Source organism: Mycobacterium botniense (genome assembly GCF_010723305.1).
GTDB lineage: Bacteria > Actinomycetota > Actinomycetes > Mycobacteriales > Mycobacteriaceae > Mycobacterium > Mycobacterium botniense.
This window is the reverse complement of sequence record NZ_BLKW01000002.1, coordinates 236,141-249,845: the sequence shown is the minus strand read 5'-3', so window position 1 is coordinate 249,845 and position 13,705 is coordinate 236,141. Positions and strand designations below refer to the sequence as shown.

Annotated in this window: 15 protein-coding genes; 5 read left to right on the top strand and 10 right to left on the bottom strand. The window is 67.3% G+C overall.

The genetic code is table 11. The features are described 5' to 3' along the window. Nucleotides 1-65 precede the first annotated feature (65 nt). From G6N08_RS01430 to G6N08_RS01405, 6 genes are all read right to left on the bottom strand, one after another. Nucleotides 66-1,862 carry an acetyl/propionyl/methylcrotonyl-CoA carboxylase subunit alpha gene (locus G6N08_RS01430; RefSeq protein ID WP_163753569.1) on the bottom strand — a complete coding sequence of 599 codons (1,797 nt, stop codon included), beginning with the start codon at nt 1,860-1,862 and terminating at the stop codon, nt 66-68. A gap of 114 nt (nt 1,863-1,976) precedes the next feature. Then, nucleotides 1,977-2,396, bottom strand: coding sequence for a SufE family protein (locus tag G6N08_RS01425; protein WP_163753567.1), 420 nt, complete (start codon nt 2,394-2,396; stop codon nt 1,977-1,979). Then, the gene (locus tag G6N08_RS01420) at nt 2,393-3,286 is read right to left on the bottom strand and encodes a sulfurtransferase (protein ID WP_163753565.1); all 894 of its coding nucleotides are present in this window, start codon (nt 3,284-3,286) and stop codon (nt 2,393-2,395) included. Before G6N08_RS01420 ends, G6N08_RS01425 begins: the two co-directional genes overlap by 4 nt. 73 nt (nt 3,287-3,359) lie before the next feature. Continuing rightward, nucleotides 3,360-4,001, bottom strand: a complete 642-nt coding sequence (locus G6N08_RS01415) for a Maf family protein (protein ID WP_163753563.1) — start codon at nt 3,999-4,001, stop codon at nt 3,360-3,362. 19 nt (nt 4,002-4,020) lie between these two features. Next, on the bottom strand, nt 4,021-4,260 hold the full coding sequence (locus G6N08_RS01410) for an acyl-CoA carboxylase subunit epsilon (protein WP_163753562.1): 240 nt from the start codon (nt 4,258-4,260) through the stop codon (nt 4,021-4,023). Then, complete coding sequence (locus G6N08_RS01405; protein ID WP_163753560.1) at nt 4,257-5,897, bottom strand: acyl-CoA carboxylase subunit beta; 1,641 nt, start codon at nt 5,895-5,897, stop codon at nt 4,257-4,259. Before G6N08_RS01405 ends, G6N08_RS01410 begins: the two co-directional genes overlap by 4 nt. Before the next feature lie 50 nt (nt 5,898-5,947). Here G6N08_RS01405 and G6N08_RS01400 point away from each other — a divergent pair, with 50 nt between their 5' ends. Then, on the top strand, nt 5,948-6,778 hold the full coding sequence (locus G6N08_RS01400; RefSeq protein WP_163753558.1) for a biotin--[acetyl-CoA-carboxylase] ligase: 831 nt from the start codon (nt 5,948-5,950) through the stop codon (nt 6,776-6,778). Nucleotides 6,779-6,780: 2 nt separating this feature from the next. Beyond that, nucleotides 6,781-7,299, top strand: coding sequence for a PH domain-containing protein (locus tag G6N08_RS01395; protein WP_163753557.1), 519 nt, complete (start codon nt 6,781-6,783; stop codon nt 7,297-7,299). Here G6N08_RS01395 and G6N08_RS01390 read toward each other — a convergent pair. Further along, entirely contained in the window at nt 7,254-7,916 is a 663-nt protein-coding gene (locus tag G6N08_RS01390) for a GtrA family protein (RefSeq protein ID WP_163753555.1), read from the bottom strand. The genes G6N08_RS01395 and G6N08_RS01390 overlap by 46 nt on opposite strands. An 86-nt stretch (nt 7,917-8,002) precedes the next feature. Here G6N08_RS01390 and G6N08_RS01385 point away from each other — a divergent pair, with 86 nt between their 5' ends. The 3 genes from G6N08_RS01385 to G6N08_RS01375 are packed head-to-tail and all read left to right on the top strand — an operon-like array spanning nt 8,003 to nt 10,922. Continuing rightward, a complete protein-coding gene (locus G6N08_RS01385; protein ID WP_281352723.1) occupies nt 8,003-9,205 on the top strand; it encodes a 5-(carboxyamino)imidazole ribonucleotide synthase in 1,203 nt (400 codons plus the stop codon). Further along, nucleotides 9,202-9,708 (top strand): 5-(carboxyamino)imidazole ribonucleotide mutase, encoded by a 507-nt coding sequence (gene purE, locus G6N08_RS01380; protein WP_163753553.1) that lies wholly within the window; start codon nt 9,202-9,204, stop codon nt 9,706-9,708. Before G6N08_RS01385 ends, purE begins: the two co-directional genes overlap by 4 nt. A 44-nt stretch (nt 9,709-9,752) precedes the next feature. Further along, nucleotides 9,753-10,922 (top strand): acyl-CoA dehydrogenase, encoded by a 1,170-nt coding sequence (locus G6N08_RS01375; RefSeq protein ID WP_163753551.1) that lies wholly within the window; start codon nt 9,753-9,755, stop codon nt 10,920-10,922. Between the two features lie 44 nt (nt 10,923-10,966). On the opposite strand, the gene G6N08_RS01370 is transcribed toward G6N08_RS01375, so the two are convergent. From G6N08_RS01370 to G6N08_RS01360, 3 genes are all read right to left on the bottom strand, one after another. Beyond that, entirely contained in the window at nt 10,967-11,467 is a 501-nt protein-coding gene (locus G6N08_RS01370; protein WP_163753549.1) for an Rv1419 family lectin, read from the bottom strand. A 114-nt stretch (nt 11,468-11,581) separates the two neighbouring features. After that, complete coding sequence (locus tag G6N08_RS01365) at nt 11,582-12,775, bottom strand: CaiB/BaiF CoA transferase family protein (protein WP_163753547.1); 1,194 nt, start codon at nt 12,773-12,775, stop codon at nt 11,582-11,584. Continuing rightward, nucleotides 12,775-13,680 carry a class I SAM-dependent methyltransferase gene (locus G6N08_RS01360; RefSeq protein WP_163753545.1) on the bottom strand — a complete coding sequence of 302 codons (906 nt, stop codon included), beginning with the start codon at nt 13,678-13,680 and terminating at the stop codon, nt 12,775-12,777. Before G6N08_RS01360 ends, G6N08_RS01365 begins: the two co-directional genes overlap by 1 nt. Nucleotides 13,681-13,705: the final 25 nt, after the last annotated feature.

The window sequence follows — 13,705 nt, the reverse complement described above, 5'->3', positions numbered from 1 at the left end:
GGCCAGATCGCGTGCCCGGCGCCGAGATCGCGCCGTCCCGTGCCCGGGTGGTTTCCGGCCGCCGGCTACTTGATTTCGGCGAGCACAGTGCCCTGGGTGATCGCAGCGCCGGCCTCGACCGCCAGCCCGGTGATCGTGCCGTCTTTGTGCGCGGTGACCGGGTTCTCCATTTTCATCGCCTCGAGCACCACCACCAGATCACCGGCGGCGACCTGCTGCCCCTCTTCGACAGCGACCTTGACCACGGTGCCCTGCATCGGCGCGGTCACCGCGTCACCCGAGGCTGCCGCGCCGCCGAGCCCGCCGCGTTTGCGCGGCTTGGGCTTTTTGCGGATCACACCAGCGGGTTCGCGGCTGCTGCCGTCGGAGAGTGCGAGGTCGGCGGGAAGTGACACCTCGAGGCGTCGGCCACCGACCTCCACAACGACCTTCTGCCGTGGGCGGGCGTCCTCGTCATCGAGGGGCTCGCCGCCGCTGAACGGCTCGACAGTGTTGTTCCACTCGGTCTCGATCCAGCGGGTGTGCACCGAAAAGCCGTTCTCGTCACCGATGAATGCCGGGTCGCGCACGATGGCCCGGTGAAACGGAATCACCGTGGCCAGGCCCTCGACCTCGAACTCGTCGAGTGCCCGGCGGGCCCGCGCGATCGCTTCCTGACGGGTCGCGCCGTAGACGATCAGCTTGGCCAGCATCGAGTCGAACTGGCCGCCGATCACCGAGCCGGTTTCCACCCCGGCGTCCAGCCGCACCCCCGGGCCGCTGGGGGGGTGGAATTTGGTGACCGGACCCGGCGCGGGCAGGAAGTTGCGCCCCGCGTCTTCGCCGTTGATCCGGAATTCGATCGCGTGTCCGCGCGGAGCCGGGTCCTCGGTGATATCGAGTTTCTCGCCGTTGGCGATCTTGAACTGTTGCAAAACCAGGTCGATGCCGGCGGTTTCCTCGGTGACCGGGTGCTCGACCTGCAGGCGGGTGTTGACCTCCAGGAAGGAGATCAAACCGTCCTGGCCGACCAGGAATTCCACGGTGCCCGCGCCGTAATAGTGGGCTTCACGGCAAATCCGCTTGGCGGATTCGTGGATCTCTTTGCGTTGCGCGTCGGTCAAAAACGGTGCCGGCGCCTCCTCGACGAGTTTCTGGTAGCGCCGCTGCAGTGAGCAGTCGCGGGTACCGGCGACCACCACGTTGCCGTGCTGGTCGGCGATCACCTGGGCCTCCACGTGGCGGGGCTTGTCCAGATAGCGCTCGACGAAACATTCGCCGCGCCCGAACGCGGCGGTCGCCTCGCGCACCGCCGACTCATAAAGATGCGGGATCTCCTCGAGGGTGCGGGCGACTTTCATCCCCTTGCCGCCGCCCCCGAACGCCGCCTTGATGGCGATCGGCACACCGTGCTCACGGGCGAAGGCCACCACTTCGTCGGCGTCTTTGACCGGCTCCGGTGTCCCGGGCACCAGCGGAGCCTTGGCCCGCGCGGCGATATGCCGTGCAGTGACCTTGTCCCCGAGGTCGCGGATCGACTGCGGGCTGGGCCCGATCCAGATCAGCCCGGCGTCGATGACCGCCTGCGCGAAATCAGCATTCTCGCTCAAAAACCCGTAGCCGGGATGAACGGCATTGGCACCGGACTTCTCAGCGGCGTCGAGAAGCTTGGCGAAATCCAGGTAGGACTCCGCCGAGGTCTGGCCTCCCAGCGCAAACGCCTCGTCCGCCAGCCGGACGTGCGGTGCGTCGGCATCGGGCTCGGCGTAGACCGCCACGCTGGACAAGCCGGCATCCCGGGCCGCACGGATCACCCGAACCGCGATCTCACCGCGGTTGGCGACCAGCACCTTGGCGATCCTCGAGCTGGCGTGAGTGGGCACTGCGCCTCCTGTGTCGTTCGCTAGCGGACGTTAAGACTCTAAGAGAATTTCTTACAACAGCGTCGGGGGAAGTCTAAGCACCGCGCCGTCACCCGGGCGAGGGGGTGCCCGGCATCAGGCTGCCGCCCGCAGCTGCCGCTTGATCCGCGCCAGCATCGCCGACATGCCGCGCAGCCGCAGCGGGCTGATCAACGCCGCCAGGCCCAGCTCGGTGTAGAAATCGTCAGGGACGGCCAGGATGGCAGCGGCGGGCTGCTCGTCGAGGCCGGCGGCCAGGATCGAGGCGAGCCCGCGGGTGGTGGGCGCTTCCGGCGGCGCGGAAAAATGCAGCCGCACCCGCTGCGGGTCGCGGGCGTCGACGTGCAGGAACAGCGGGGACTGGCACTCGGGCACCGGTTCCAGCGCCGCGTCGTGCAGCTCGGGCGGCAACGGCGGCAGCTCGTCCGCGAATTCCAGCAGCAGCTTGAGCTTGTCTTGGCCCTGGACTTCGGCGAACTCGGACACCACGTCGGCCAGGGGCGCGGGCAGGGTCATCGGGGCGGTGCTTCTCCGGGCTCGGCGCCGGCGACGATCGGTACCCGAACGGTGTTGCCCCATTCGGTCCACGAGCCGTCGTAGTTGCGTACCCCCGGCTTGCCGAGCAGATGTGTCAGGACGAACCAGGTATGGCTGGAGCGCTCCCCGATGCGGCAGTACACGATGGTCTTGTCCTCGGGTGTGACGAAGCCGTAGAGCTGCTCAAGCTCCTCGCGACTGCGGAACCGCCCGGTCTCGTCGACCGCCTTGCCCCACGGAATGTGCACCGCGGTGGGGATATGACCGGCACGCAGCACGCCTTCCTCCGGGTAGTCGGGCATATGGGTGCGTTGACCGGTGTACTCCTCGGGGGAACGCACATCGATCAGCGGCTGGCGGCCCAGGCTGGCGAGGACGTCGTCTTTGAAGGCGCGGATCGGTGCGTCGTTGCGCGGCACGACGGGATAGCCGCTTGACGTTTTGGTCGGCACGTCCAGCGTGGTCTCCCGGCCTTCAGCCAGCCACAGGTCCCGCCCGCCGTTGAGCAGTCGCACATCGGGGTGGCCGAACAACGTGAACACCCACAGCGCGTAGGCGGCCCACCAGTTGCTCTTGTCCCCATAGATGACCACGGTGTCATCGCGGGCGATACCTTTTCGGTCCATCAACGCGGCGAACTGTTCACCGTTGATGTAGTCGCGCACCCTCGGGTCGTTGAGGTCGGTGTGCCAATCGACCTTCACCGCGCCGGGAATATGGCCGACATCGTAGAGCAAAACATCTTCGTCGGATTCGACGATGGCTAAACCGGGTTTGCCCATGTTTTCGGCCAGCCAGTCATTGGTGACCAGCCGTTCGGGGTGGGCGTACGACTGCAGGCTGGGGTCGGGATCTGGTGGTAGCGGCACACTGCAAGCCTACCCACCACGGCCTTTTCGGGGCCAGACGCCGAGATCGTCAGCAGCGCGCGACAATCGCGATTCAGCCGACGGGGTTGGCCGCCCAGAGCGCAGCGATCGACAAGCCGGCGCGCTGCAGCAGGGAACGCGTCACCGGCAGCCCGATCCCCACCACGGCCGACGGATCGCCGTCGACGCCGTCGATGAACCAGCCGCCCAGCCCGTCCAGCGTAAAACCGCCGGCGACCTGCAGCGGCTCCCCGCTGGCAAGATACGCTTCGAGATCGCCAGGTGAGGGTATTCCGAAATACACTGTGGTAACTGATTTTTCACTACCGATAAACGTGATCTTCTTGTCCAGCAAGCGGATAACGCAATGGCCGGTGTAGAGCTGGCCGGCGCGGCCGGATATCGACTGCCATTGTGCCCGCGCGTCGGCGACCGATTGCGGTTTGCCGCACAACCGGCCGTCGATGTAGAGCATCGAATCGCAGCCGACGACAACGCAATCCGCGCCAACTGCGCTGTCGACATCAGCAGCGACCCGCTCAGCCTTGGCCCGGGCCAAGGCGCAGACTATGTGGCCGGGTGACACGTCGTGTCCGAGACTGGCAGCCACCGCCTGTTCATCGACGCCGGAAACCATGACCAGCGGGTCGATCCCTGCCTGGCGGAGCATTTTGAGCCGGCCTGGAGAGGCCGATCCCAGCACCACCCGGGTCATCGCGCCGCTGTCCCGGCGGTCATCGCTGCATATGGATCCGTTCCAGCAGGGTGACTCGCTGCCAGCTGAAGATGGGATAGCGCAGTTTGTCAACCGGATGCCCCCACATATTGCGCTCGGCGGGGCGTTGTTGGGCCGGGCCGCCGCCCGCGCTGCCGAGCACCGCGATCAGGGCGGCCAGCTCCTCGTCAGTCGGATCACCCTTGACGATCTTGATGTGCGGTTCGTGACCGTCTGTGGTGGCCGGATCGTTCGTCATAGCGGAATGTTCCCATGTTTTTTCGGCGGTAGCTGCGCGATCTTGCGCTCCAGCAGCCGCAGCGCGGTGGCGACATAGCCGCGGGTATGTGACGGCGGGATCACCGCGTCGACATATCCCCGCTCCGCGGCGATGTAGGGGTTGACCAGGGTGTCCTCGTACTCTTGTTGAAGCTTGAGCCGCAGCGCGTCGACGTCCTCACCCTTCGCGGCGGCCTCGGCGAGTTGCTGGCGGTACACGAATCCGACCGCCCCTGAGGCGCCCATCACCGCGATCTGCGCGGTCGGCCACGCCACACAGACATCGGCGCCCATGTCCTTGGAGCCCATCACACAGTAGGCCCCGCCGTAGGCCTTTCGGGTGATCACGGTGATCTTGGCGACGGTGGCTTCGCCGTAGGCGTAGAGCAGCTTGGCGCCTCGGCGGATGATGCCGTTGTACTCCTGGTCGGTGCCCGGCAGGAAGCCGGGCACGTCGACCAGCATCACGATCGGGACATTGAAGCAGTCACAGGTCCGGATGAAGCGGGCCGCCTTCTCCGAGGCGTTGATGTCCAGGCAGCCGGCGAAATGCGTGGGCTGGTTGGCGACGATGCCCACACTGCGGCCTTCGATCCGACCGAAGCCCACCACGATGTTCTGCGCGTAACCGGCCTGGATTTCGAAAAACTCGTCGTCGTCGAGCAGGCGGGTGATCACCTCGTGCATGTCGTAGGGCTGGTTGGGCGAATCGGGGATCAGCGTGTCCAGCTCGAGGTCCTCGGCGGTGAGGTTGTCTTCAATGGGGCCCTCGGCCACGGCCGCCGGGTAGCGCGGCGGGTCGGCGTAGTTGTTGGGCGGAAGGTAGCTCAGCAGGTCACGCACCCACTCGAAGGCGTCCTGTTCACCGGATGCGACGTAGTGGGCCGTGCCGGATTTCGCCATATGGGTGTGCGCCCCGCCCAGCTCCTCCATCGTGACGTCCTCGCCGGTGACGGTCTTGATGACATCGGGGCCGGTGATGAACATCTGGCTGGTCTGGTCGACCATGATCACGAAATCGGTCAACGCGGGCGAGTACACATGCCCGCCCGCGGCGGCGCCCATGATCAGCGAGATCTGCGGGATCACCCCGGAGGCCAGGATGTTGTTGTGGAAGATGCGGCTGTAGAGGCCCAGCGAGACCACACCCTCCTGGATGCGCGCGCCCGCGCCGTCGTTGATGCCGATGAGCGGGCGCCCGGTCTTGATCGCCAGCTGCTGCACCTTGACGATCTTTTCGCCGTACACCTCGCCGAGGCTGCCGCCGAACACCGTGGCGTCCTGGGAGAAGATGCACACATCGCGCCCGTCGATGGTGCCGTAGCCGGTCACCACGCCGTCGCCGAGCGGACGCTTCCGGTCGAGCCCGAAGTTGGTGCTGCGGTGGCGGGCCAGTGCATCGAGTTCCACGAACGAGCCCTCGTCCAGCAACGCGTAGATGCGTTCGCGGGCGGTCAGTTTGCCCTTGGCGTGCACCTTCTCGACCGCGGCCTCCCCGACCGGGTGCAGTGTCTCGGCGGCCCGCTTGCGCAACTCGGCCAGCTTGCCGGCCGTGGTGTGGATGTCGATCGTGTGCTCGGCGGCCGGTTCGGCGTGATGATCGGTAACGCTTGTCATGGCCCCCGAGCTTAGCCCCGCGGATGCGCTGCTCCCTAAGCTGGGCGGCGATGGTGTGTGCTCAGTTCAGGCCGCCACTGGATGCCTCGGCGTTATGCGACGGTCTGGTCGGGCCGGGGCTGTCGTGGCGCCGGCTCGATGTTGTCGACGAAACGGGGTCCACGAACGCCGATTTGCTTGCGCGGTGCGCCTCCGGTGCGGATATCGACGGGTCGGTGCTGCTCGCCGAATACCAAAACGCCGGCCGCGGGCGCCACGGCCGGCGCTGGTCGGCGCCGCCGCGTGCGCAGATCGCGTTGTCGGTCGGCGTCGACGCGTCCGCGGTGCCGAAATCGCGGTGGGGCTGGTTGCCGCTGGCGGCGGGTCTGGCGGTGGTCGACGCGCTGGCCGGTGCGGCGAACCTGCGGGCCGGCCTGAAGTGGCCCAATGATGTGATGGTCGGTGACGGCAAGCTGGCCGGCATACTGGCCGAGGTCGCCGCTCCCGCACCGGTGATCGTGGTGGGGCTGGGGCTGAACGTGACGTTGACCGCCCACGAAGCACCCGATTCGGCGGCGACGTCGCTGGCCATGCTGGGATCACCGGTCACTGATCGGACCATGCTGGCACGCTGCATCCTTCGCGAACTGGCTGCTCGCATCGGCGCCTGGCGGGCGGCCGGGGGCGTGAATCAGGCGCTGATCACCGACTACCGGTGTCACAGCGTGACCCTGGGCCGCCGGATTCGGGCCACGCTGCCGGGCGACCGGCACGTCGCCGGCATTGCCCAGGCCCTCGACGACATGGGACGGTTACAGATCGACACCGGGGCGCAGACCGTGACGATATCGGCGGGAGATGTCGCCGGGGTGCGCCCGCTGGATGCCGGGGGACCCGGATGATCGTGCGGTACCCCGACAGCGTGCTCGCCGACGACGAGCAGCTGGTTGTGCACCGGCACCCGCACTGGAAGCGCCTGATCCCGGCGGTGGTGATCTTCATCCTGACGAGCGGGCTGGCGTCCTTCGCCGCGGCGGTGGTGACCGCCACCACCTGGGATCCGGCTGCCAAGCATGTGATCTGCGGGGTCATCGGCGCGATCTGGCTGGTGGTGGTCGGCTGGCTGACGCTGGGGCCCTTCCTGAACTGGCTGACCACGCATTTCGTTGTGACCGACCGGCGGGTGATGTTTCGGCAGGGAGTGCTGACCCGCAGCGGTATCGACATCCCGCTGGCCCGCATCGAGCACGTGGAGTTCCGGCACGGGATCGTGGACCGGTTGTTGCGCACCGGCACGTTGACCATCGAAACGGCAGCCCAAGATCCCTTGGAGTTCTCCGATATTCCACGGGTGCGGCAGGTGCACACGCTGCTCTATCACGAAGTTTTCGACACTCTCGGATCGGAGGATTCGCCCAGCTGAGCGAACCGGTTACGCCGCGAACGCCACGCGCGCAGCAGGGTGACGTTGCCGCCGTTTTCCAGGTTGTCCTCGAAGACTTCCGCGAATCCGCCGGCGGTCAGTGCCGATTCGAGCGCTTTTTCCGGGTTGCGGCCGAACTCGTCGGGGAATACCCAGCGCCGGAAAGCCCAGAAGCGGAACGCCATTTGCAGCAGGTTGCCGATGATGTAGGCCGAGATGAAGTCGGCGATGTTCTCCACGGTCAGCGACACGGTCGGCACCCGCAACTGCAGGACGTAGCTGGAGATCCACAGCGGCGCCATGGACAGCAGCACACCCACGCCGCTGAACGCGAAAAACAGCAGCGCTTCGTGGTGGCGCTCACGTCCGCCGCGGTCACGAAAACTCCACTCCCTGTTGAGGATGTAGGACGCGATGACAGCGACAATGCCGGAGATGACCTTGGCGGTGACCGGCTTGGGCTCCAAGATGGTGAGTTTGAGGGTGTAGAAAATCGCCGAGTCGATGACGAATGTGGTCGCGCCGACGATGGCGAACTTGATCAGTTCGTGATGGCGTTCCAGATAGGGCCGAACGTGCCGTGGAAGCAGCGCAACAGTGGCATCGGCAAAGGACACAGTTTGGCAGTGTACGGACTGGCGTTCAGCGGTGCGCCGCAACGGTGTGACTGCCGATAAATACCCCGCTCAGCCGCCATGACACCATAAGTGCCGTGCCGAGCAGTCGTAGCGGCGGGCCGGTGGTCGCCATGATCGGGGGCGGTCAGCTCGCCCGGATGACCCATCAGGCCGCCATAGCCCTCGGGCAGACACTGCGGGTGCTGGCGCTTACCGCTGACGATCCGGCCGCGCAGGTGACCCCGGACGTGGTGATCGGCTCGCACACCGACTTGCAGGCTCTGCGCCGCGTCGCCGCCGGGGCGGAGGTGCTGACCTTCGACCATGAGCATGTCCCGCCCGAGCTGCTGGACAAGCTGGCCAGCGAGGGTGTCAACGTGGCGCCGTCACCGCAGGCGCTGCTGCACGCCCAGGACAAACTGGTGATGCGCCGGCGGCTGGCGTCGCTGGGGGCCCCGGTGCCGCGCTATGCCGGTGTGAACAGCGCCGACGATGCGGAAACCTTCGCCCGCCGACTAGGCGGCCCGGTCGTGGTCAAGGCGGTCCGCGGCGGGTATGACGGTCGCGGGGTGCGGGTGGCCGATAACCCGGCGCAGGCGCGCGCGGCCGCGGGTGAGTTGCTGGCCGCGGGGGTCGCAGTGCTGGTCGAAGAGCGGGTCGCGTTGCGCCGAGAACTCGCGGCGCTGGTGGCGCGCTCACCGTTCGGTCAGGGCGCGGCGTGGCCGGTGGTGCAGACGGTGCAGCGCGACGGTATCTGCGTGCAGGTCATCGCACCCGCCCCCGAGCTGTCCGACGAACGTGCCGGTGACGCCCAGCGGCTGGCGCTGCGACTGGCGGCCGAGATCGGTGTCGTGGGGGTGCTGGCCGTCGAGCTGTTCGAAACCGACGCCGGTGCGCTGCTGGTCAACGAACTGGCGATGCGCCCGCACAACTCCGGGCACTGGACCATGGACGGCGCCCGCACCAGCCAGTTCGAGCAGCATTTGCGGGCGGTGCTGGACTATCCGCTGGGCGCCACCGACGCCATCGCACCGGTGACCGTCATGGCCAACGTGCTCGGCGCCGAGCACCAGCCGGCGATGACCGTCGACGAGCGGCTACACCACCTGTTTGCGCGGATGCCCGACGTCCGGGTGCACTGGTACGGCAAGCAGGAACGCCCGGGCCGCAAGATCGGGCACGTCAACCTGCTCGGATCCGACGCGGCGAACCTGCGTGAACGTGCCGAGCTGGCCGCACACTGGTTAGCACACGCGCAATGGAGAGACGGATCGGAGCGGCAGCGATGAGCCGAAAGCCCCGGGTTGCGGTGATCATGGGCAGCGACAGCGACTGGTCGGTGATGGCCGCCGCCGCCGACGCGCTGGCCGAGTTCGACATCCCCTACGAGGTTCGGGTGGTGTCGGCCCATCGGACGCCGATGCTGATGCTCGACTACGCGCACGGTGCCGCCGAGCGTGGTATCGAGGTCATCATCGCCGGCGCCGGGGGCGCGGCCCACCTGCCCGGAATGGTCGCCTCCGCCACCCCGTTGCCGGTGATCGGGGTGCCGGTGCCGCTGGCACATCTCGATGGTCTTGACTCGTTGCTGTCCATCGTTCAGATGCCCGCCGGGGTGCCGGTGGCCACGGTGTCCATCGGCGGCGCCCGCAACGCCGGTCTGCTGGCCGTGCGCATACTGGGGTCAGCGAACCCGCAGCTGCGCAGCCGGGTCGTGGCCTTCCAGGAGCAGCTGGTCGAGACGGTGCGGGCCAAAGACCAGGCGCTGCGCGGTAAGGTCACCGGCGGTTAGCGGCCCGAGAAGCCGGGCACACACGACGAAGCGAGGAGGCCGAGGTGGCGAAGTGGGCGGGAAACCCGGCGTTCGACCTGTTCGCGCTGCGCGAGGAGCATCACGCGCTGCGGGCGGCGGTACGTGCGCTGGCGGAAAAAGAGATCGCACCCTATGCCGCCGAGGTGGACGAGCAATCCCGTTTCCCCGAGGAGGCGCTCTCGGCGCTGAACGGCGCCGGGTTCTCGGCGGTGCACATCCCCGAAGAGTACGGGGGTCAGGGCGCCGACGCCGTGGCTACCTGCATCGTCATCGAGGAAGTGGCGCGTGTGGACGCGTCCGCTTCGCTGATCCCGGCCGTGAACAAGCTGGGCACCATGGGCCTGTTGCTGAGCGGGTCAGAGGAGTTGAAGCAGCAGGTGCTGCCCACGGTTGCCTCCGGGGAGGCGCTGGCGTCCTACGCGCTTTCTGAGCGGGGTTCGGGCAGCGACGCGGTGGCGATGCGCACTCGTGCCCGGGCTGACGGGGACTCCTGGGTGCTCAACGGGTCGAAATGCTGGATCACCAACGGCGGGGTGTCGACCTGGTACACGGTGATGGCGGTGACCGATCCCGACCTGGAAGCCAACGGAATATCGGCGTTTATGGTGCACAAAGACGACGACGGTTTTACGGTCGGGCCCAAGGAACGCAAGCTCGGCATCAAAGGGTCGCCCACCACCGAGCTCTACTTCGACGACTGCCGCATCCCCGGCGACCGGATCATCGGCGAACCCGGCACCGGTTTCAAGACAGCCTTGGCGACGCTGGATCACACCCGGCCCACGATCGGCGCGCAGGCTGTCGGCATCGCCCAGGGGGCGCTCGACGCCGCGATCGCCTATACCAAGGAGCGCCGCCAGTTCGGCCGGCCGGTCAGCGACTTTCAGGGTGTGCAGTTCATGCTTGCCGATATGGCGATGAAACTGGAGGCAGCGCGGCTGATGGTCTATACCGCCGCGGCCCGCGCCGAGCGCGGCGAGACGGGCCTGGGTTTTATCTCCGCGGCGTCGAAGTGTTTTGCCTCCGATGTCGCAATGCAGGTCACCACCGATGCCGTGCAGCTGTTCGGGGGATACGGCTACACCCGCGACTTCCCGGTCGAGCGGATGATGCGTGACGCCAAGATCACCCAGATCTATGAGGGCACCAACCAGATTCAGCGGGTGGTGATGTCACGCGCGCTGCTGCGCTGATTCGCGGCGCACCCGGGCGTGCGGCACCGCAGCTGTGCGCGGTGTCAGCCGGCCACGCTTTCCCACTGTTCGTCGGCTACGCCGGGAATGCAGTGGTAGGCGATCACCGCGGTCCCGGGCTGCGCGACACCGCCGAAGACGTTCAGGCAGGGACCCAGGGCACTGGTGATCTGGCCGTCGGGCTGGAAGTTCCACTGCTCGGTGGTGGCATTGACCCGGCAGGCGGCCAGGAGCACCGGGGTGTTGTCGGCTGAGTTGCTGATGCTCAGACAATTGCCCGGGAAAGCCACACTTTCGATCTGGCCGCCAGCCTGGCCGGCAGGGCCGACAACCCACAGCTGAGAACGCGACCCGTCGCAGGGGTTGACCACCGCCGCGGTGCTGCTGCCATTCGGGGTGTCCAGGCACCAGTTGCCTAGTCGGCTCTTCACCTGGACCGGGTCGGCGGCACCGGCCACCCCGGCACTGACCAGCCCGACACCCACCACGGCGCCGAGCGCGACACCGGCCGTGCGCAGACCGCCGGTCAACCGCGCGTCGCGCATATCAGACTCATCCTCTCGCTCGGGTTCACCACCACAGCGGCGCAGGCTACACCGGCGGCACTGCCGCCGCCGCTGGTTTGCCGCAGAAAACACCCGCCAGGAGCACCCGTGCGGTCACGGCTCGGGCGAGACGCTCTCGGGCGCCACCAGCAACTCATCATTATGTTGGCCCGCCGCCGGCGGCGGCCCTGTTGCTGTCGCGGTGAACGTGGAGTAGCGCGCCGGTGTGCGGATCAGTGTCACGGCGTCATCACCGCTGCCGACCCGCACGGCGAGGTCATTCTCGGCGAACAGCGGGGTCGTGACCACTTGCTTCCAGGTGTGGGGCAGGCACGCCATGATGCCGTTGCGCTGCAACAGCTCAACCCACTCGGCGGCGGTCCTGGTTGTCAGCGTCGCTTCCAGTTCGTCGGCCAACTCCGCGTAGTTGACCGCCCGCGAGCGCTGGTCGGCGAACCGGGCGTCGTCGAGAAGGTCGGGCCGGCCGATGGTTCGGCACAAAAGCTCCCAGTGCTTGGGCACGTACGCGCTGATCACGACGTACCCGTCCGCTGTGCGGAAGGCGTCCGAGGGCTGGCTGGCGAAGCCAACTGTCTTGCGTCCCTTCGGTTTTGATGCTTTCTGGTCGACGCCGGACCGGTTCAGGTGCACGATGAGCTGGTTGGCCTGCAGCCCGACGGCGACGTCGTACATCGCGACCCGCACGACGTCAGCGACACCGTGGCGCTCGCGGTTGAGCAGCGCCGCCAGCACCGCCTGGGCCAGTACGTGACCGCTGGCGTTGTCGACGAGTTGAAAGGGGATGATTTGCGGTTTGCCCTCAGGGGTGCGCATCCCGGAGGTCATGCCGGCCTCGGCGGCGACCATCAGGTCGATCCCGGGCCGGTCCCCGTTCGGGCCGTTACCGCCGTAGGCCGACAGGCGGGCGTAGATCAATTTCGGGTTGCGCGACTGCAAATCACCCGGACCCAGGCCGAGTCTTTCCATGACCCCCGGGCGGAAAGCCTCCAGCACCACGTCCGCGGTGTCGGCCAGCCGCAGTATCTGCTGTTTGGCCGGCTCGGAGGTGAGGTCGACGGTCACCGATTTCTTGCCCCGATTGTTAGGCAGAAAATATGCGGCCAACGGCGGGCGGCCGGGAAGAACCGAGATGAGGCGGCGGGCGGCTTCGCCCCCGGGCGCCTCGACCTTGATGACCTCGGCACCCAGATCGGCCAACACCTGCCCGGCCAGCGGCCCGGCCACGTTCTGCGTGAAATCGAGCACCCGAAACCCCTCCAGCGGCCGGGGGCCGTTGTTGCCGGGCATCAGCGTGAACCCAGGAGCGCGGTGCAGTAGTAGTTTTCGCGGTACCCCTCGTTTCGGGGCGGCACCGGTAAGCCACTGGCGGCCAGCAGCTGACTGGCCAGGGTGCGCGAGGTGCGCCAGCCCCGGCTCGCCAGATAGTCCGCGACATCGTGACGGTCGCCCTGGTAGCCCAAGTTGTCGAGTCTGACGTCCAGTCCGTGCTCGTACCACTTGCGGTTGGCGGCTTCCAGAACCCGCAGATTTTCTCCGGTGTTCATGAAGATCTCCGCGATCAGCCGGCTGCCGTCGGCACTGAGCGCGGTGATCTGGTCCAGCAAACGATCTTGTGCCGACGGCGGCAGGAAGGCCAGCAGACCTTCGGCGATCCACGCGGTGGGCCGGCCGGCGTCGAACCCGGCCGCACGCAGCGCCGCCGGCCAATCGTGGCGCAGATCGCTCGGCACCATCCGCAGATCTCCTTTCGGCTGGGCGCCCAGTGCGGCCAGGGTCTCGGCCTTGAACTCGAGGACCTGCGGTTGATCCACCTCGAACAGCGTCATCCCCGCGGGCCACGACAGCCGATACCCGCGCGCATCCAGACCGGAGGCCAGGATGACGGTTTGGCGGATGCCCGCGGCAACAGCATCGGAGACGAACGCGTCGATGTGACGGGTACGCACCGCCAGCAGATCGGTCATCCGTTGCATGCCCCACGGCAAGTCGGGGATGTCCACCTCGGCCGAGTCCAGCTCGCCGGCGGCCCAGCGGGTGAAGAAATCGATGCCGACCGCGCGGACCAGCGGCTCGGCGAACTGATCGTCGATGAGTCCGGCTTTGGTGGCACGGGCCCGGCCGGCCGCCACCATGGTGGCAGTGGCTCCCACGCTCGTCGCAAGATCCCAGGTGTCGTTATCGGTACGCGCCATACCAGCCAGGGTAACGAGCCGCTAT

Excerpts from the sequence above, each read along its gene's own strand:
- G6N08_RS01400 (WP_163753558.1), top strand. The coding sequence starts at position 5,948 with ATGGTGTGTGCTCAGTTCAGGCCGCCACTGGATGCCTCGGCGTTATGC.
- purE (WP_163753553.1), top strand. The coding sequence starts at position 9,202 with ATGAGCCGAAAGCCCCGGGTTGCGGTGATCATGGGCAGCGACAGCGAC.
- G6N08_RS01365 (WP_163753547.1), bottom strand. The coding sequence starts at position 12,775 with ATGCCCGGCAACAACGGCCCCCGGCCGCTGGAGGGGTTTCGGGTGCTC.
- G6N08_RS01370 (WP_163753549.1), bottom strand. The coding sequence starts at position 11,467 with ATGCGCGACGCGCGGTTGACCGGCGGTCTGCGCACGGCCGGTGTCGCG.
- G6N08_RS01415 (WP_163753563.1), bottom strand. The coding sequence starts at position 4,001 with ATGACCCGGGTGGTGCTGGGATCGGCCTCTCCAGGCCGGCTCAAAATG.
- G6N08_RS01410 (WP_163753562.1), bottom strand. The coding sequence starts at position 4,260 with ATGACGAACGATCCGGCCACCACAGACGGTCACGAACCGCACATCAAG.
- G6N08_RS01405 (WP_163753560.1), bottom strand. The coding sequence starts at position 5,897 with ATGACAAGCGTTACCGATCATCACGCCGAACCGGCCGCCGAGCACACG.
- G6N08_RS01360 (WP_163753545.1), bottom strand. The coding sequence starts at position 13,680 with ATGGCGCGTACCGATAACGACACCTGGGATCTTGCGACGAGCGTGGGA.
- G6N08_RS01425 (WP_163753567.1), bottom strand. The coding sequence starts at position 2,396 with ATGACCCTGCCCGCGCCCCTGGCCGACGTGGTGTCCGAGTTCGCCGAA.